Origin of the sequence: Campylobacter massiliensis (assembly GCF_014253065.1) — a bacterium.
Classification (GTDB): Bacteria; Campylobacterota; Campylobacteria; order Campylobacterales; family Campylobacteraceae; genus Campylobacter_A; species Campylobacter_A massiliensis.
Genome location: NZ_JACLZK010000001.1, coordinates 896833 through 915262, shown reverse-complemented (window position 1 = coordinate 915262; position 18430 = coordinate 896833). Strand labels below are relative to the sequence as shown.

Annotated in this window: 19 protein-coding genes; 10 read left to right on the top strand and 9 right to left on the bottom strand. The window is 46.4% G+C overall.

Annotation, left to right across the window (positions count from 1 at the left end; genetic code table 11):
- Nucleotide 1: 1 nt before the first annotated feature.
- Genes H7R39_RS04270 through H7R39_RS04260 form a run of 3 tightly spaced genes read right to left on the bottom strand, consistent with a single transcriptional unit; the run spans nucleotide 2 to nucleotide 2980 of the window.
- Complete coding sequence (locus tag H7R39_RS04270; protein ID WP_185898097.1) at nucleotides 2-1651, bottom strand: sensor histidine kinase; 1650 nt, start codon at nucleotides 1649-1651, stop codon at nucleotides 2-4.
- 39 nt (nucleotides 1652-1690) lie between these two features.
- Nucleotides 1691-2314: a protein-disulfide oxidoreductase DsbI gene (dsbI, locus tag H7R39_RS04265; RefSeq protein WP_185898096.1), complete on the bottom strand. Its 624-nt coding sequence runs from the start codon at nucleotides 2312-2314 to the stop codon at nucleotides 1691-1693.
- Between the two features lie 9 nt (nucleotides 2315-2323).
- Nucleotides 2324-2980 (bottom strand): thiol:disulfide interchange protein DsbA/DsbL, encoded by a 657-nt coding sequence (locus H7R39_RS04260; RefSeq protein WP_185898095.1) that lies wholly within the window; start codon nucleotides 2978-2980, stop codon nucleotides 2324-2326.
- 234 nt (nucleotides 2981-3214) lie between these two features.
- Between H7R39_RS04260 and H7R39_RS04255 the strand changes: the two genes are divergently transcribed.
- The 4 genes from H7R39_RS04255 to H7R39_RS04240 all read left to right on the top strand — a co-directional run bounded on the left by H7R39_RS04255 (nucleotide 3215) and on the right by H7R39_RS04240 (nucleotide 8480).
- A complete protein-coding gene (locus tag H7R39_RS04255; protein ID WP_185898094.1) occupies nucleotides 3215-5062 on the top strand; it encodes an aryl-sulfate sulfotransferase in 1848 nt (615 codons plus the stop codon).
- Nucleotides 5063-5434: 372 nt separating this feature from the next.
- Complete coding sequence (locus H7R39_RS04250; RefSeq protein WP_185898093.1) at nucleotides 5435-6274, top strand: DUF3737 family protein; 840 nt, start codon at nucleotides 5435-5437, stop codon at nucleotides 6272-6274.
- A 179-nt stretch (nucleotides 6275-6453) separates the two neighbouring features.
- On the top strand, nucleotides 6454-7368 hold the full coding sequence (ilvE, locus tag H7R39_RS04245) for a branched-chain-amino-acid transaminase (protein ID WP_185898092.1): 915 nt from the start codon (nucleotides 6454-6456) through the stop codon (nucleotides 7366-7368).
- 8 nt (nucleotides 7369-7376) lie between these two features.
- Nucleotides 7377-8480: an SPFH domain-containing protein gene (locus H7R39_RS04240; protein WP_122863408.1), complete on the top strand. Its 1104-nt coding sequence runs from the start codon at nucleotides 7377-7379 to the stop codon at nucleotides 8478-8480.
- A gap of 156 nt (nucleotides 8481-8636) precedes the next feature.
- Here H7R39_RS04240 and H7R39_RS04235 read toward each other — a convergent pair whose 3' ends face one another.
- A complete protein-coding gene (locus H7R39_RS04235) occupies nucleotides 8637-8777 on the bottom strand; it encodes a hypothetical protein (protein ID WP_185898091.1) in 141 nt (46 codons plus the stop codon).
- 565 nt (nucleotides 8778-9342) lie between these two features.
- Here H7R39_RS04235 and hisIE point away from each other — a divergent pair.
- From hisIE to H7R39_RS04220, 3 genes are all read left to right on the top strand, one after another.
- Complete coding sequence (hisIE, locus tag H7R39_RS04230) at nucleotides 9343-10221, top strand: bifunctional phosphoribosyl-AMP cyclohydrolase/phosphoribosyl-ATP diphosphatase HisIE (protein WP_185898090.1); 879 nt, start codon at nucleotides 9343-9345, stop codon at nucleotides 10219-10221.
- 79 nt (nucleotides 10222-10300) lie between these two features.
- Nucleotides 10301-10828: a DUF2393 family protein gene (locus H7R39_RS04225; protein WP_185898089.1), complete on the top strand. Its 528-nt coding sequence runs from the start codon at nucleotides 10301-10303 to the stop codon at nucleotides 10826-10828.
- On the top strand, nucleotides 10828-11361 hold the full coding sequence (locus tag H7R39_RS04220; RefSeq protein ID WP_185898088.1) for a DUF2393 family protein: 534 nt from the start codon (nucleotides 10828-10830) through the stop codon (nucleotides 11359-11361). Before H7R39_RS04225 ends, H7R39_RS04220 begins: the two co-directional genes overlap by 1 nt.
- A 31-nt stretch (nucleotides 11362-11392) precedes the next feature.
- Here the strand turns inward: H7R39_RS04220 and H7R39_RS04215 are convergent, their stop codons facing one another.
- The 5 genes from H7R39_RS04215 to H7R39_RS11260 form a co-directional block, all read right to left on the bottom strand.
- The gene (locus H7R39_RS04215; RefSeq protein ID WP_185898087.1) at nucleotides 11393-11668 is read right to left on the bottom strand and encodes a hypothetical protein; all 276 of its coding nucleotides are present in this window, start codon (nucleotides 11666-11668) and stop codon (nucleotides 11393-11395) included.
- 87 nt (nucleotides 11669-11755) lie between these two features.
- Nucleotides 11756-12115, bottom strand: a complete 360-nt coding sequence (locus H7R39_RS04210) for a hypothetical protein (RefSeq protein ID WP_185898086.1) — start codon at nucleotides 12113-12115, stop codon at nucleotides 11756-11758.
- A gap of 174 nt (nucleotides 12116-12289) precedes the next feature.
- Nucleotides 12290-13492 carry an ArsS family sensor histidine kinase gene (locus H7R39_RS04205; protein WP_228724725.1) on the bottom strand — a complete coding sequence of 401 codons (1203 nt, stop codon included), beginning with the start codon at nucleotides 13490-13492 and terminating at the stop codon, nucleotides 12290-12292.
- Nucleotides 13485-13685 carry a winged helix-turn-helix domain-containing protein gene (locus H7R39_RS11265; protein WP_323874599.1) on the bottom strand — a complete coding sequence of 67 codons (201 nt, stop codon included), beginning with the start codon at nucleotides 13683-13685 and terminating at the stop codon, nucleotides 13485-13487. Before H7R39_RS11265 ends, H7R39_RS04205 begins: the two co-directional genes overlap by 8 nt.
- Before the next feature lie 97 nt (nucleotides 13686-13782).
- Nucleotides 13783-14217 (bottom strand): response regulator transcription factor, encoded by a 435-nt coding sequence (locus H7R39_RS11260; protein WP_228724724.1) that lies wholly within the window; start codon nucleotides 14215-14217, stop codon nucleotides 13783-13785.
- A gap of 225 nt (nucleotides 14218-14442) precedes the next feature.
- Between H7R39_RS11260 and H7R39_RS04195 the strand changes: the two genes are divergently transcribed.
- The 3 genes from H7R39_RS04195 to H7R39_RS04185 are packed head-to-tail and all read left to right on the top strand — an operon-like array spanning nucleotide 14443 to nucleotide 18171.
- Nucleotides 14443-15867 carry a metalloid reductase RarA gene (locus H7R39_RS04195; protein ID WP_185898085.1) on the top strand — a complete coding sequence of 475 codons (1425 nt, stop codon included), beginning with the start codon at nucleotides 14443-14445 and terminating at the stop codon, nucleotides 15865-15867.
- A 22-nt stretch (nucleotides 15868-15889) separates the two neighbouring features.
- Complete coding sequence (locus H7R39_RS04190) at nucleotides 15890-17647, top strand: FAD-dependent oxidoreductase (protein WP_185898084.1); 1758 nt, start codon at nucleotides 15890-15892, stop codon at nucleotides 17645-17647.
- Nucleotides 17644-18171, top strand: coding sequence for a cytochrome c3 family protein (locus H7R39_RS04185; RefSeq protein ID WP_169766227.1), 528 nt, complete (start codon nucleotides 17644-17646; stop codon nucleotides 18169-18171). The genes H7R39_RS04190 and H7R39_RS04185 overlap by 4 nt, the downstream gene beginning before the upstream one ends.
- Nucleotides 18172-18430 lie beyond the last annotated feature (259 nt).

The following is an 18430-nucleotide window of genomic DNA, read 5'->3' as shown; positions in this document are numbered from 1 at the left end:
CTCACTCCTTTAAATTTATCTCAAAGCTCAGCTCAAACGTCGTCGGATCGCCCGCGCTTAGAAGCCTAATGTCGCCTGCGAGCTTTTTGTTTGCTAGCTTTTTGCCAAAATACAGCCCGATGCCGCTTCCTTGCTTTTTGGTGGTTTTTGGCTGGGTTAAAATTTTATCCCGAGCCGCCTTGCTCACGCCGCTGCCGTAGTCTGTGACGGATATTTTGCACATGCCGTTTTCAAATTTGACTTCGATAAAAATTTGCCGCTTGGTGATTTCGTCTTTGTACCGTTCCACGACTGCGTCTTTGGCGTTGTGAATGAGGATGAGTAAAATTTGCTGCACGATGCCCATCCGCTGCGTGGCCTCTTCGTCTTTAAACTCGCGCAGGCTTACCGAGACGTTTGCCTTGCTAAGCTCGGTGTGCATGAGCTTTAGCAGGTCTTTTATGCAGCGCTGCACGCTAAATTTTTGCGGGCTGTCGCTGCTTTTATAAAAATTTCTAAAAATCTCGATCGTATCGCTTAAAAGCACGGTCGCAGCTTGGCCTTTTTGCAGCATACTCTCTAGCGTCGCGGCGTCTAGCTTGCCGTCTTTTTGCAGCATAAGCAAGCTTGAGATCATCAAATTTAGCGAATTAACCGGCTGGATAAACTGATGATTGATGCCGCTGATTAGCTCGCCCGCCTCGCTCATACGCGCTTTGTGCTTTAGCAGGGCCTCGTAGTCGTCCTGCAGATTTTTGATTTTTGAATACATAAAGTTGTGGAGGAAATTTGCCACCAGCGCCAGCGCCGCGAACGCAAAAAGCAGGATGAGGGCGTTTTTTAGCACGGAGTTGAGTAGCGCGGCGAGCTCCTTTTCGTTATCCGTACCTGCGCCGATGAACCAGTTTAGCGTGGGGATCTCGGCGACGGAGATAAAATTTGATCCGATATTTAGGCTCGTGATGTCCTCGTCGCGCAAAAAAAGCTCTTTAAATTTATCCTCGATCTGCTTTTTTAGTGCGGCATCCTTCATCGGCGTTAAAATTTCGCCGCCGTGAGTGACGATGAAGGCGTATGAATCGGGCGCAAGCTTAAATTTTTCCATATTTTTTAGTATGTTTTGCAGCTTCACCACGCCGCAAAACACCCCCGCAAACGAGCCGCCGTCCAGCACGGGCACGCATAAATTTAGCGTCGGCTCGCCCAAAATTTTATGGCGTTGCATAAAATTTACCGTGGGCGCTAGCGTGCTTTTGGTCTCTTCAAACCACACAAGCCCCGTGCGCAGACTCTTTGGCATAGCTTCGTTCTCGCCTAGCTCCTTGCCGTCCACGAAGATCTCCCCGTCCTCGCGCAAAAACTGCAAGGCGTCGAATTCCGCGGAGTTTTCTTTAAAAAGCCGTATGAGGCCGCCCAGCTTTTCGCTATCTTGCGAGATGCCCGCGTTTTCTATAAATTTAGCCGCGCGGACCAAAGAGTGCAGCCGCTCGTCTAGCCAAAACGAGAAATTCCCGACGATATTTTCGCTAGCGGCGATCTTGTTTTTATCCGCGAGCGCCTTGATCTGCGCCTTGGCGTCCTCGTAGTTTTTCACGCCCAAAAGCACCACGAAAAGGCTTGCGAAAATGATGATGAAGTAAATTTTAAAATTATGTTCGCGTAAGGCTCTCATGCGGCGAGTATAGCAAAATCGGTCTAAATTTAGACCGATTTAAGCTTTTTTCAGAGTTAAAATTTTGCAAATAAACATCGTGGCGAGCACGACGAAGCAGACGCCAAAGCCGATAAGCGTGCAGTCGGCCATCGACATAAATTTGCTTGATGGGATCAGGTACCAGCCGTCCCCATAAAGATCGACGAGATACTTCTGAAAGCTGCTTAGCGTGACGCCGTCGGGAACCATCGGATTATCGTAGCCGCAGTCGCCCGTAGGCAAGAACCAGTCAGGCGCCCACTTTTCAAGCGGCAGTCCGAACGGATAGTGCGGCTCGGTCGAGCAGCCCTGCACGCCAAAGGGATCGTCTCCGTGGACGGCGTCGTGGATTTTGATTAGTTTGGCGCTATACATTATGCCCTGGATCGCGCCCCAAAACGCTAACAGGTAGCCAAGTGCGGCGAGGAGTAAATTTTTAGGATTTACGATCGCGACCAGGCCTCCTAGCGCCATGCACAAAAAGGCAAAGCGGATATAGACGCACTGCTCGCAAGGCGGCATATAGACGTAGTTTTGAAACAGCGAGTGCGCGAGGATCACGAGTCCCACGCTCACCGCTACGAGGATCGCCCACGGCAGACGGCTGTCTGCGAATTTCGCTATTTTTTCCGCAAATTTCATGCCCGCGCCCTATTTTTTGAGCAGCTCTTCTATTAGCTGCGCCATGCCGTCGATGGAGCTGATGGACTTCGTCATGATGAGGTATTTGCCGTTTACGACAAAGGCCGGCACACCTTGGATCTTGGCTACGTCGTAGCTTTCGTCCCATTTTTTAAGTAGTTCGGCGACTTTCGGATCCTCTAGCTTTTTTTGATAGTCCGCTTCGCTGATACCCGCCGCATCAAGCCCCGTCTTTAAAAACGCAGCCTCGTCCTTGCCGTCGCTCCAGCGCTGCTTTTGATCGTGATAGGCTTTGTAGTAGGCAAATTTAGCCTTTTTAAACAGCGAGTTTTCATCTAGCAGGCTCACGCCCTTTTCCTCGTCCATTACGGCTAAAACGGCTAAAATTTTACTTCCTAGCTCGCCGTATTCGCCCTTGGTTTTTAGATGAAACGGTACGTATTTTAAGCCGGAAATTTTCTCAACTACCTTTGGCGTTACGGTTTTGTCGTATTTATAGCAAAACGGGCAAGCGTAGCTAAAGACCTTAACTAGCGTGTTTTGCTCTACTGATAGCGGTTTTTCTAGCTTGACGTAGTCCTCGCCCTCGGTAAACGCGGCTGCGCTTATGGCGCCAAACATCGCGACTGCTAGAAAGCCTTTGCTAAATTTAGAAAGTAGGTTCATGGAGTGCTCCTTAAAATGATTTCGTTTGAGTTAATTTTATATCCTCTCGCCGCCGCAAAACTCACGCTAAGATAAATTTTAGATTAAATTTATGAAATTTCGGCTAAATTTTGGCGCAAAAGCTAAAATTTGAAATTATTTTTTATAATTAAGCTAGTTTTAATAAACGCGTGATTTTTACGTTAGCGAGGTTGATTAAAATTACGATATCAAACCAATTCAAAGGAGAATAAGATGAAGCGAACTCTTTCCTCATTTGCGCTAGCTGTGGCGCTTCTGGGCGGTCTAAGCACGGCCGCGCTAGCTATCGGCGGACCTAGCGGCTCGCACATCGACTACGGCATCCCGGGTAAAATCGGCGAAGTAGTCGTAAACCCGTACGACACCGCGCCTCTAACGGCGGTGATCAAAAACGGCGGCTACACGCTAGCAAACGCGAAAGTCACTATCGTGCCAAAACCGGGCGGTCAAGTTATCAGCTATAAAGTCGCGGACAAGCACCTTCGCACGCACGGCGGAATCCCGGTTTTCGGGCTCTACCCCGACTATCAAAATACCGTCGAGGTCGAGTATGATAAAATTTATAAGGGCCAAACCGAGCACGTAAAAGAAAGCTATAAAATTTACGCTCCGGCGATTTATCTAGAGAGCTCGGGTATGCCGTCTCAAAAGGGCGCGCTGTTTGACAAAATCGAAGTCGTAAAAGCTCCGAGCGCGAAATTTGCTAACCGTCTTTACTACGTAAATAACTTCGTAAATAAAACCGGCAAGGGCACCAAAGTCGTGTGGAACAACCCCGCAGGCGGCGCGATCGAGTGGAACTACAGCCCAAACAACTTCGTGCTAGACACCAAAGGCGAGGTGCGCTGGTATCTAGAACCTAGTAAAATTTACGACCTCAAGCAGCCCTTTAGCGCGGGCGTCATGATGGGCTTTAAGCAAAACGACGACGGCGCGATGACGTGGGGATATGGCCAAAGATACGCCAAATACGACATAATGGGACGAGAAATCTTTAACCGCGAGCTACCTGCGGGCTACAACGACTTCTCGCACTCTATGGACGTGGCGCAAAACGGACACTATTTCCTCCGCGCGGCAAACGCCAACTATAAGCGCGCCGACGGCAAAAACGTCCGCACCGTGCGCGACGTCATCGTAGAGGTCGATAGAGACGGCAACGTCGTAGATGATTTTAGGCTGTATGAAATTTTAGATCCGTACCGCGACATCGTGCTAAAAACGCTCGACCAAGGCGCGGTATGCTTAAATATCGACGCTAGCAAGGCGGGCCACACCGCGAGCACGGACGAGCTAGCCGCGATGGATACGAACGAAAAATGGGGCGACATCGTGGGTTCGGGCCCTGGACGCAACTGGGCGCACGTAAATAGCGTGGACTACGACCCGTCTGATGATAGTATCATCATCTCCAGCCGCCACCAAGATGCCGTCATCAAGATCGGCCGCGACAAAAAAGTCAAGTGGATAATGGGCGCGCACAAGGGCTGGAAAGATCAGTTCAAGGGCTATTTGCTTCAGCCTGTGGATAAAAACGGCAAAAAAATAGTCTGCGAGGACGAATACTCAAAATGCCCGGGATATGAGAGCGAGAAGGGCGGATTTGACTGGCAGTGGACGCAGCACACGGCATTCCGTATCGATAGCAAGTCCAAAAAGGGCGTAGTGTATCTCACCGTCTTTGACAACGGCGACACCCGCGGTATGGAGCAGCCTGCGATGGCGGGTATGAAATACTCCCGCGCGGTCGTTTATAAAATCGACGAGAACGCCAAGACCGTCGAGCAGGTCTGGGAATACGGCAAACAGCGCGGTAGCGAGTGGTACAGCTCTGTTACATCGCTTGCGCAGTATCAAGACGACCTAGATAGCGTGATGGTTTACTCCGCGGTCGCGGGCATGCAGTTTGACATCGCCAAAGGTCGCCCGGTCGGCGTGCCTAGTCCTCACATCAACGAGTTTGAATGGGGCGCAAAAGAGCCGTCGATAGAAATCAAAATGACAAACGCGATGGGCTATCAAGCGTTTCCGTTTAGCCTAGAAAAGGCGTTTGAGAAGTAAAATTTAGCGGCTCCCGGCCGGTTCGGTTCGGGGTCGCTTTTGGTAAATTTGGATTTTGCGCTTGCGGCCGGGTTAAATTTGCCCGCTCAAATTTGACGGGTCGCAGGCTTTAAATTTAGATCAAATTTGATCTTGTAAGAGGTAAAATTTAGGCTCGCGTTTCCATCCTTTGCGCTAGTCTAAATCTTACCTTTTCCTGCCAAGCGTTTAGGAAAATAGGACTCCGAAAGACAATAGCAATGCCTGAACGCTTGGATTTTTACTGTTGCTTAAATTTACCCGTTTGCTTCATAAATTTTGCTCAGATTTTTAAAATTTACACCCTTGTTGCCGTAAAACCGATATAATCAACAAAAACGACGGAGGCGAAATATGCAAAAATTTGTCGAGCAAAAATTTATCGGCGAGCGCGCGATGTTTGACGCAAAGGACGCGGAATTTGAGCGGTGCGGGTTTGCGGCAGGCGAGTCCCCGCTAAAACACGGGCAAAATTTGCGCCTAAAAAACTGCACTTTCGAGTGGAAATATCCGCTGTGGTACATCAAAAACGTCGCCGTGGAGGACGGGTTTTTGATGCAAACGGCGCGCGCGGGCATCTGGTACGCGCGAGACGTGAGCTTTAAAGATACGCTAATCCAGGCGCCAAAATCCTTCCGCAGGTGCCAAAACGTGAGGCTAGAAAACGTAAATTTGACCCAGGCCGAGGAGACGCTGTGGAGCTGCGCGGACGTGGAAATAAAAAACGTCTGCGCGCGCGGGGATTATTTTGCGATGAACTGCGAAAACGTGCGCGTTTACGGGCTAAATTTGGACGGGAACTACGGCTTTGACGGCTGTAAGAACCTGCTCGTCGAGGATAGCAAACTGCTTAGCAAAGACGCTTTTTGGAACTGCGAGAACGTGACCGTGCGAAACAGCTTCATCAGCGGCGAATACCTCGCGTGGAACAGCAAAAACGTGACCTTTGAAAACTGCGTGATAGAAAGCTTGCAGGGGCTTTGCTACGTGCAAAATCTCGTACTGCGCGGCTGCCAGACGCTAGATACCACGCTAGCCTTTGAGTACTCAAGCGTGGACGTAGAAATTTTAGGCGGCATAGCTAGCGTGAAAAACCCGCTCTCGGGCGTGATAAGAGCAAGGGAGATAGGCGAAATTATAATGGATAAAGAGTGCGTAGATCCTGCTGCGACTAGGATTATTTTAGAAAAATAGCAGTTTTTGCCATATGCTTCGCCCCGTCGTTTTGTATTCAAATTTGACCCTAAGTGACTCAAAAAGTCTCACAAAAAGTGCGTAAATTTGACCGCAAACAGAGCCAAATTTGGCCTTGGATATTAAATTTTAAAGATATTTTAGCTACACTCAGCAAATTTTATAAAAAAGGATGCCAAATGAACCCTTCCGAATTTATCTGGATGGATGGAAAATTAGTCAAATGGGAGGACGCTAAAGTTCATGTCCTAACCCACTCGCTTCACTATGCAAACGCCGTATTTGAGGGCACGAGAGCCTATATGACGGATAAGGGCTTAGCGATATTTCGCCTTAGCGATCACACCGCGCGCCTGCTAAAATCAGCCAAAATGACGATCCTAAACGTCAAATACACGCAAAAAGAGCTTGAAGACGCGCAGGTCGAGCTGCTTCGCGCAAATAATTTTAAATCAAATGTCTATCTGCGGCCGATCGTTTACCTAGGCTACGGCATCATGGGTCTAGCTCACACCAAAGCCCCCGTAAATACGGCAATCGCCGCATGGGAGTGGGGTGCATATCTAGGTGAAGAGGGGCTTAAAAAAGGCATCCGCGTGAAAATTTCGAGCTTTGCTAAACTAAACGTCGGCGGCCAAATGAGCCGCGCGAAATCAAGCTCGAACTACCTCTGCTCGCAAATGGCAAACTACGAAGCCAAAGAGGCGGGCTACGACGAGGCGTTGCTACTTGATAGCGAGGGCTACATCTCAGAGGGGCCGGGCGAGTGCTTTTTCATCGTGGAAAACGGCGCGCTAATCACTCCTCCAAACGACAGCAGCCTAGCTAGCATCACGCAAGACACCGTCATCAAAATCGCTCACGATCTAGGCATCGAGGTGCGCAGAGAGCGCATCACTCGCGACCGCGCATACACTGCGGACGAGGCGTTTTTCACGGGTACGGCGGCCGAGGTCACTCCGATAAGCAATATCGACAACCGCGTTATCGGCGCGGGCGAGCGCGGAGCGGTAACTAAACGCCTACAAGACGCGTATTTTGACGTAGTTTACGGACGCAATCCAAAATACGCCTCGATGCTAACTTACATTTAAGGAACGAAATGCCAGCAGATTTGAATGATTATTTTAATAAAAAACGAGGCTCCGGCGGCGGAGACGATAACGGCGGCGAGAGTAAAGGCCCAAAAGTAAATTTTAAAACGCCTGATTTTAAAGGATTTGGCAAAATTTCGGCCTTTGCCTACGTCATCATCGCGCTCGTGGCCGTGATCGCGCTCACGCAGCCTTTCGTCACGATAAACTCGGGCGAAGTGGGCATCAAATCAAATTTGGGTAAATACGACCCGTCTCCGATGCAGCCGGGACTGCACTTCTTTATCCCGTTCTTGCAAAAGGTCATCGTAGTCGATACGCGCGTTCGCCTCATCAACTACACGTCAGGCGAAGATATGGGCGAGGCTGCGCAAAAGTACGGCGCACAGGCTCAAGCGGGCATCATACGCAAAAACTCGATCTCCGTTTTGGACGCGAGAAACTTGCCTGTTAGCATCGACATCACCGTGCAGTACCGCCTAAATCCGGAAAATGCGCCTCAAACGATCGCGTCTTGGGGGCTTAGCTGGGAAAACAAGATCGTCGATCCCGTCGTACGCGACGTTGTGCGCAGCATCGCGGGTAAATACACCGCCGAGGAGCTACCGACGAAGCGAAACGACCTAGCCACGGCTATCGACGAGGGTATCCGCAAGGATATCGACGCGCAACCGAATAAACCCGTCGAGCTGCTAACCGTGCAGCTGCGCGAGATTATCTTGCCTGAAAAGGTAAAAGAGCAGATCGAGCGCGTACAAATCGCTAAGCAAGAGGCCGAGCGAACCAAATACGAAGTAGAGCGCGCAAATCAAGAGGCGCTCAAAAAAGCAGCCCTCGCAGAAGGTACGGCAAAGGCCGCCATCATCGAGGCTCAGGGTCGTGCGGATGCTGCTAAGATCGAAGCCGACGCGCAAGCCTACGCAAACAAAGAGGTCGCAAAAAGCCTCGATCAAAATTTGCTAAATTTAAAGCAGATCGAGACGCAGGGTAAATTTAACGAGGCGCTACGCGAAAACAACGACGCGAAGATATTTTTAACGCCCGGCGGAGCGGTGCCAAATATCTGGGTAGATACGAAGGATAAGGCGAAGCAAAGCGCGATAACGCAATAACTTTTGCTTGAAGCGGCTTGTCTCGCGATCGTCTTTAACGGAGCTAGTAAAAATTTAGCTCGGCGGACTACTTTCTCCAGCCTACGCTAAATTTTTACGTCGCTTCTGCTTACAGCTGCGACCGTAAGGGAAGCAAAGCCTTTTCTCGCTTTAGCGTTACGAGCATAGCGAAGTAAAAATCCATCTCGCGATACTTCGCCTTATCGTTTTATACTCAAATTTGAAGTCAAATTTGGCTAAATTTATAAATTTAACTTCAAATTTTACCCGCCGAGACCCGTATCTTGAAAACGTCAAATTTTGCCCCTTGTAAAATTTAAAACCGTGCGGCGCATTAGCGCCAGATAAACCTGCGCATAGCGCAACAACTTCTCACGTGCAGTAGGTTTTAGAGAGGGCTTCTGCGTCGCTGCGCTAGCAGCCACAAGTAGACGGGAGAGGGTCTGCCTTCGGCAGCTCTCAAAGAGAATGCAAGCACAAGGCGAGTGCATAGCACGACGCAAAGGAAGGCGACGCTCTACTTTAGCTTCACTACGTTTGCTACCGTCGCCCTATGGGCTTAGACCGCTTCGCTCGTAGCTGTAAGCAGACCGTAAGTAGACCCTCCTCTCCCAAAGGAAAGAAAAAGAAAACTGTAGAGTAAAATCGGAATATAATTTAAACCCTTCCACTTAACAAAGAAGTAAAATAGTTTTTAATGATGCGACAAATTTGAAAAATAAATTTAGCACCATAAAGTTGCGGGTCTCGGCGAGTAAAATAAAAAAATTCGCTAAATTTAAGACGATTGGCGGTAAAATCCCTCGTATAGCTAAAATTTGCTTGCACGCCAAGCCAAATCCGCGGCCGAAAAGGAAATAAAATGAAAATAGATTGGGAAAAAGTGGGCGGCCTTTTGCCAGCCGTCGTGCAAGAAAGCTCGAGCGGCGAGGTTTTAATGCTTGCTTATATGAATGAAGAGGCGCTAAATTTGAGCCTAAAAACGGGCTTTGCGCACTATTTTTCGCGCACGAAAAACCGCATCTGGAAAAAGGGCGAGGAGAGCGGAAATACGCAGGCTATAGACGAGATTTTCCTTGACTGCGACAACGACACGATACTGCTCAAAGTCGTTCAAAACGGCGGCGTAGCGTGCCACACCGGCGCAAAATCGTGCTTTTTTAGAAAGATTTCGGGGGACGGCGGCGAGTCAAATTTAATCAGCGCCGACGGGCAAAATTTGACGCAAGAGCAAAATTTGAACCAAGCCAAAAGGCCGATCTACGGCATAATCGACGATGTTTATCACGCGATATTAGACCGCAAGCTAAACGCCGATCCGCAGACTTCATACGTCGCTAGCCTGTTTAAAAAGGGCGAAAACGCGATCCTAAAAAAAGTCGGCGAGGAGGCTACGGAGCTAGTGATGGCATGCAAGGATGCCTCGGCGCGCAAAAATGAAATTGCGCAGTTTAGCTCTGCCGCAAACGGCGGTCAAATTTCGTCAAATTTAACCCAAAACGAAAATTTTGCTAAAATTTCAAACGAAAACGCCGCAAACCAAAACAGCCAAACCGAGACGCCTCAAAACCAAAAGCCAAAAACGCCGACCGAGGAGATTGTCTACGAGGCGGCGGATCTATGTTTTCACTCGCTAGTGGCGTTGGCGCTGCACGGCATTCATCCTGACCGCATCAAAGCCGAGCTCGCGCGCCGTTTCGGACTAAGCGGTATCGAGGAAAAAAACTCGCGAAAAGGCTAGGTCGGTCAAATTTGGCACGCTTTATGCAGGCGGACTTCAAATTTGGCTCGCCGCAAGGCAAACAAAGCAAAGAGGCAAGATGATAAACGAACTAAAACAGGGCTTAAATTTCTATCTGACGCACCTTAGCTGGGTGGATTTTGCCGCCTATATCTGGATGTTTTTGACCTTTTTAGCGCTCGTTTCGCTTTGCGTTTATATCGCGTCAAAGTCCTATTTTGCAGGCTTTGCGCTGATGATCGTCACTATCGCGGGACTTGGATGCGGGGCGTATTTTATGCCTAAGCTTTTAGACGAAAATCTGCGAACCCGCTCGCTCGAGCTAGTCTTGACCAAGCAGCTTGAGTACTCAAACACGCTGCTTGTGGATCTGCGCCTAACAAATCTCTCGAAAAAGCCGTTTAACTACTGCAAAATCGGCCTTAGCTTTTATAAAAACTCGGGCAATACGCTGCGCCGATACGCAAACGAGCTAAAGCCGTTTTTGAGAGAAAATATCGTGCTAAAAGACGCGTTAGACGTAAATGCAACGCGCGAGATCACGCACGCGGTAAATAACTTTCGCGCGCAGGACTACAACGTCACGACGAGCTCGGAGTGCTTTTGATGGAAGGGTATTTTAATATATTTCACTTCATCGCGATTGCGGTTTTGGCGCTACTATCAATGCTTTTTGCGCTGATATCGCGCGGCGAAAAAAACCCGAAATTTTTTAAAATTTATGTCGCGATAAACGTCGTATCTACACTGATGCTCGGATATTTTTTCATGATGATCGTGGATAAATACACCAAAAAGGCCGTGCTCATGGAATTTTCCGGCCACCGCGTGCTAAGAAACGAAACCATCGTGTTTAAGGGCTCGCTGCGAAATACGGGCGAGTTTAGCATCGCAAACTGCGATCTGACCGTCAAACTCATCAACAACCCCGTGAGCAAGGAGACGATCGCGGGCTCCATCTTTAAGCCTAGCGGATTATCGCTCTTTTCGCGCGGCGACGAGCGCTCAAACGTCGCGGAGATCACCGCTAGCGTCGCTAAAAATATCGCGCCTAAACAAATACGAAATTTTAGCGTTTCGATGCCGTACCCGTCGTACTTCGCAAATACCCAAACGATAACGAAGCTGGAGTGTAGGTAGGCGCGGGTAAATTTGCCCGAATGCTCTATTTTTATCGAAAAATATAAAAATCTATGCCTAATTCATTGATATTTCTGCCTAGTTTTCTAAGAAAATAAGCTTTTAGTTCACTCCTTTGCGAGTCGGTTTTTGGCAGTATATTTATGAAATTTTTAGCAGACTCGCCGTAAACTACGATATTTTCAAAATGCCTATACTTTCCTCTTTTACCGAGAATTTGAAATAAAATTCTCGCCGCAAAATACAAAATAAGAATGCATAAAAAGATAAATCCCAGTGCCAGGGCAAACCTCGCCGTCCCTTCCACCAAGCAGCCTAAAATCAAATAAACAAAGACCAGTGCCGCGCAAATCAGCGGCGTGCGCTGGAAATACTCGTATCTGCTGTCAGCAGTTCATTTTATGTCTGAGATTTGGCCGATTTTTATGCTGCGTTTGAGTTTTGAGTTTATGAGATATTCGATTTTGTCATTCTTAAAGCGGATGAGTCTGTCATTAAACCAATACCCAAATACGATAGGCGAAATCAAAAGTGGGGTGCAAAAAAGAGCCTTTATGATTTTCTCTTTGCTAGTCGGGAAATAAATTAACATTAAAATTATCAACGGCACAGATACCATGGAAGCTATGAAGGCAAATTCGGGATTGTAATCTTTGATGATTATCGGCTCTTTATCATAATCCCTCGCAAATTTTGTATTAAAATTTGGATAGTTTGAACTATCGGTATTTTTTATTTGCCCGCTTATCTTCAAATTTGTCCCTTTGAAATTCTAATTTATCATTGTCTGTTTTTGGAATTTTACTATTTTTTGTTGATTATGCAAATTTACAAATACTTCCCTAATTTATTTAGGAATTAGGCGAAACAAATCATAAAAATATTTTTACCGTCTTCGTGTTCGTATTTTAGGGCATGACCGTGTTTTTTAAAAAAATTGATTTGCTATATAAAGCCCAAGGCCTAGTCCTGAATTTGACGTCTCTACCTTTCTGTTAAAAGCTCTTTCAAAATCAAGCCTTTCCGGTTCGAGCTCGTCTCCCATGCTGCTTATACAGACGGCGTTTTTATTTATATTTACAAGGACTTTGCCGCTAGAGTATTTTAAGGCGTTATCGATCAAATTTTTAACTCCGGTCGCATAAAGTTCAAAATCAGCCTCAACCGCGCTTATTTCCCCGTCTGCTAGCACTTCTATGCGGCTCGTGTCTTTTAGTAAAAGCATATCTACCGAGTGATCGACGATGTCTATGACTCGGTGCTTGTTCTTTTTAAGCTCCCATTGATTAGATACTAGTTTTTCGACCTTGACAACCTCGCCCAGTATCATTTCAAGCCTTATAAAAATTTGTTTTAATCTACTTTTAAATTTATCGTCTTGTAAGATTTCGGCTATCATATCCGCCATGATCCGCCCCTTCATTATCGGGTTGCGAAATTCGTGCAAGATGTTACGTAAAAACAGCGCTCTAGCCTGCTTTATCGCATCTATTTTTTGCATAGTCGTGTTAAATTCGCTAGCGATTTGGCCTATTTCGTCGTTTGCCTCTACTTTTATTAGCCTAAATTTATCTTCTTCTCCCGCTCTTCTTATCATATTTTTTAAATTTCTGAGTCTCAGCAATTTTTTTAAGACGACTATGAAAAATGCAGCCATTACGATATTTACTATAAGCCAAAGTATCCAAATGTTATGCGAAGAAATTTCTTCTAAATTTTCTAAAGGCACATCGTTTTTCGCGATGTCATTTTCACTTGATATATTAAGCCCTGCCGCATCCATAATGCGCGAAAACATTTTAGGATCTATAGAAGAAAATCTAGGTACAAAATAAAACTTTTTGTTATACCTTATCATGTCGGTATACGAGTCGCTAAAAATTTTCTCGCCCCCTTGCCTGATCTTAATAGGATCAAGCTCGCTATTTTTAAGGCCGATTTGCGCTAGCTGCTTAGCTGCGTTACCTTCTACTTGTCCTCGTATACGCATACCCAGCATAAAGCGCTCATAAGTAAGGTACTCCGCGTCTCTTACCTGTCTTTTTGATTCGATGAAGAATGCTAAATTTACGACAACTAATGCGGCAAAAAAGAAAAACGATATTAGTTTGATTATGGATATATTACGCATTGATAAATTTATACCCTATACCGCGCACGGGGTGAATGAATCGCGGATTTTTAGGATCGTCTCCTATTTTCTGGCGTAGGCGCCCTATGGCCACATCTATGCTTTTTAGTCCGCTTTGAAATTTCGCCTGGCCCAAATTTATCAAAATATCCTCTCTTGGTATAACCATCCCCTCTTTTTCATAAAGGTAGATAAAGATGTCAAATTCCGCTTTCGTTAGCGCTATCTCCTCTTTGTTTTTTATGACGATACGCCTTTGTTTATCGACGCAAAAGGTTTTGGAGTCGTTGCTAGTTTGTATCCCTCGGCGAAATCGCTCTTAGCCTAAATGCAAGCTCTATAGGCTCGTACGGCTTTGCCATATAGTCATCCGCCCCAAGCTCAAATCCCTTTATCTTATCTAGCGTTTCGCTGCGAGCCGATGATATGATGATAGGTAGAGATGGATAGCTGTGTCTTACGTGCTTGCACACTTCAAGACCGTCCATATCTGGCAAGCCAAGATCAAGCACCAATGCGTCGAAAGTATTTTTTGCGTCTAGAATTTTAAGTCCTTCAAGCGGGTTTGTGGCTATGGTTACGCCAATCTCGCTTTTTGATAATGCAAATTTTAAAAGCTCGGCTAGTTCAAGATCGTCTTCTATGAGCAAAATTTCTATCATAGTAGCAATTATATCAAATTTAAAATTTAAAACTAAAAAATATTTTTTAGTTAATGTTACCAAAATCTTACCGTTTTTGATAGGCCTACATGTTATGATTTTGCCAACAAGACCAAAAGAAGATGCCGCAAAAACGACAAAATATAAATTTACGTGGAGCGGCTTCGATCTTATGCGGTAGTAACGATAACGCGACAAAGCAGGTTCAAAAAGGCGGCATTATTAAACAAGACCGGCTTACGGTTTTCTTGTAAAAGATGCTTAAAAATAAAATTAAAGGAGGTTATAGTGAAAACATATTTTTTAACGATGGACAAGAGTAAATTTGCTCTTAGTTTGGCTGCGCTTATGGCTATGGCGTCTAGCGCTTGCGCTAGCGAGAGCTTGGCAGAGGCTTTGCAAACAAGCACGATGGGCGCGACAGTATTTTCATACTACGATATGGACTCGACCGAGTACTTCCCGCCGGCTAGCAGAACAAATAGAATTCGTGAGCATATCGGCGGCCTAGGTGCCGAGCTTAGATTTTTGACCGGCTCTTACTATGGCTTTAGGCTTGGTCTTACGGCTCAGGGTTTGGTAAATTTCGGTCCGTCAAAGGCCGCGAAAGATTATTTTGCATACGACTGGAATAGCGAAGGCATAGCGCTTTCAGAAGCCTACTTAGGATATGAAAATGACTACATAGACTTTAAACTCGGCCGTCAGTACTACAACTCAAAATATACGGGGCTTGTACCACCACTTGTCGCTACAAACACAGATGTTGGATATAAAGAGGCATTTGAAGGTGTGAGCGCTAGGATAAAGCTTGATAGCATCGATACCGTTATCGGCTTAGCCGACTTTTGGAAATTTGCCGGCAGATCAAGCGCCGTAACGGGCGGCGATCACGGCGCGCCGAGATTTAAAGATAGAGTTATCATCGGCGGCTTTGGACCTTACGCTTATAAATTTGACAACATCTTTAACTCGTTTGTAACATATAGCGGCCTTCCCGGCGTCTCGCTCACGGCCGGTTATGCAAACGTATCTGGTCTTGAATATGACGATGCGGCTAACTCAAAAGGCGATATAAATTTTTACTTTGCGGCAGCCGGCTACAAAACGCCTACGCTTTTTGAAAACGCGGTAGTCGGCATAGACTTTATGTATAAAGGCTCAAGAACAAACGGTACTTTAAAAGAGAATTTCGACTTTAACGGCGACTACTACGCAGGCATGATAGGGCTTTATAACGCTTACGGCGCTGATTTTAGATATGCATACTCAACCGTTAGCAAAAATCAAATGGCGCTTCAAGGCGTAGGCAACGATGTTGGCTCATTTACGGCCACTCCGATCTATGGTCCGTTTTTATTTATGAATTTTGCTGGTATGAATTTACATAAATTTAGCGCAGGCTACGACTTTAGCAATGCAGGCATCGACGGTCTTAGAGTGGACGCTGACTACTGGTATGGCAAGCAGCGCAACGGTAGCAACGTCAGGTCAGGCGGCCTTCATGGTCAAGCGCCTGGAACCAGGATAGACGTAGAGGGCTGGGACGTGCAAGTAACCTACAAAGTCCCTGCGGTAAAAGGTCTAAAACTATCTGCTATCTACGAAACTATGGATAGAAAGCTAAAATATACCAATGGCGACTCTAACGGCAAGACAAGAGACGAAGAGCTTTGGCTAAGAGCGTCTTACGACTTTGATATATTAAAATAAAATTTGAAGCAAGGAGTATAAAATGGTAGAAAACAATAAACTATCACGCCGCTCGTTTTTAAAACGTAGCGGAGCGCTCACGCTTGGCTCGGTTGTGGCTGGATCTGCGCTACTAACAGGCTGTGATAACCCGAACAATCACCTCATCCATCCAAAAAAGGAAGTTGCAAAAGCCCCTGAAGTGCCAAAATGGCTGGGCGCTGAGCCGCAAATTCCAGATAGCGATATCAAAGAGACGCTTGAAACCGATGTTCTTATCATCGGTGCTGGCGTTTCGGGACTCCACGCTGCTCGCGCCGCTACTGAAAAAGGCGCTAGAGTTATCGTCCTAGAAAAAGCCGGTCGCTTTCAGGTTAGAAGCGGCCAGTACGGCACTCTAGGAAATAAATTTCAAAGGGAGCTTGGCATCAAGTACGACAAGCATGCGGCTATCAACGAGCATTTAAAACAGATGGGATACCGCGCCGATCAGCGCGTATGGAACTACTGGGCGGATCACAGCGGCGAGGACTTTGACTGGATGATAGAGCTTGCTCCTGCGGTGCATTTTATGAAAGAGACCGATACGCAGCTTGATAGAAGTAAGATAAATTTGATGCTCATGCACTATCCGCTCCCAGCCGGATACGATCCAAATAAAGAAAATAGCCCAAGCTATCCAACCGTTATGACGTTTTTGCCTAGTCAAGAGCCGATGATGGAGCTAGTTTATGAAAAGTCTATAAAGCAAGGCGCAAAGTATATATTTAAAACTCGCGCGCAAAAGCTGCTTCGCGACAAAACGACTGGCAAAATGCAAGGAGCTATCGCGCAAAATATGGCTGACGGCTCATATATAAAGATAAATGCCAAATCAGTAATCTTAGCCACGGGAGACTACATGAATGATCCTGAGATGGTAAAGACATTTGTGCCGTGGGTAGCAAATTTCTTCTGTCCATTTCCAAATGTGGACTATAAAAACCATCCGACAAATACGGGAGATGGACACAAGCTTGGCTCGTGGATAGGCGCAAAACTTGAAGATGGACCTCACGCACCAGTCGCTCACACTCTTGGCGGACCGCTTGGCGTTGATGCGTTTTTACTAACAAATGCAAAGGGAGAACGCTTTACAAACGAAGATCTAAGCGGACAACAAGTAACCCAGCCGCTCTCTCGCCAGCCGGGGGGCTTTGGTTGGCAGGTGTTTGACGCTAAATTCCCAGAGCAAGTCGGACTCATGGGCGTATCACACGGCAGCGTAAACCACTGCGTGGAAGACAATCCAAAACTTCCACCTGACTGCCAGTGGGCGATAGGCAAAACATCATATATATCAGTAAAAGATCTTGAAGAGATGCCTGATGTCATAAAAGCAAACACTATAGAAGAGCTAGCTAGTAAGCTCTACCCTGATAACAAAAAAGCGCAAACGCAGTTTTTGGCGACTATAAAACGCTACAACGAGCTATGTGACAAAGGTCATGATGATGACTTTGGCAAGATAGCCAAAAGGATGTTTCCGGTTCGCCACGCGCCGTTTTATGCCGGCAAAATGGGTGTGGGTGCGAGCCTGGTCGTCATGGGAGGCTTTACTGTTGAGCCAAGTACTGCAAATGTACTAGATACTGACTATAACGAAATTTCAGGACTTTATGCCTGCGGTAATGTTATGGGCGGACGCTTTTTGGGCGATTATCCGGTGGTTTTAGCCGGCACTAGCCACGGAACATGTCTATGCTATGGACGCTTAGCAGGCTATCAGGCTGCGGCAAACGCAAAAGGAGTAATAGCATGAGCAAGAGAAGAAAATATACGATAATAGGACTAATAGTAGCCGCTATCGTGGGTTTTATATCGTTTCATCAGATAGAGGCAGCTAGCCACAAAGCTGAGTTTTGTATCATGTGCCACAACATGCAGCCCGAGTATGACTCTTTTACAAAAGGAAATATGTTAGCCAAAAAACATAATGATGCAAATGTAACATGCCATGACTGCCACGTCCCAACCATAGCAGAGCAGCTAAATGAAGTCAGGATGTATGTAACCGGCGATTTTGAGATGCCGGCAAAGCAAAGGGGCTTTAAAAACGAGCAGTGCGTCAGCTGTCACAAGATAGATGATATTAGGAAAAAGACTGCACACTATGGCTTGTCTAACCCGCACAACGGCACTCACAATAGAGATAATGAGATGCTAGAGTGCCAGTCATGCCACGCCGTGCATCATCCGCAAAAATTAAATACTTGTATGTCTTGTCACCCGATAGACTGGAAAGTAGATAGTAGCTGGAAGATGTATTTGCCTAGCGAAAAATAATCTTTAATCCGCCTCGCTTGGGGCGGATTAGTCTCCTCTGTGAGTATAAACGGCTTAAGATAAGCTAAACTGTATAAATCTAAGCTGCTATATAGCTAGGTTGTGTGCTTTCGGTGTTTTTTGTAGTACCGTGATTTTAAGATTGTATATTAGGTTAAGGTAAATTTGGGTTTATGGGAAAATTTGCTTTTGTTGTTCTGTTCGGTATTTTGGCATAAAATTTAGATATTAAAAAAGAATCGCCTCTAACAATGTCTTT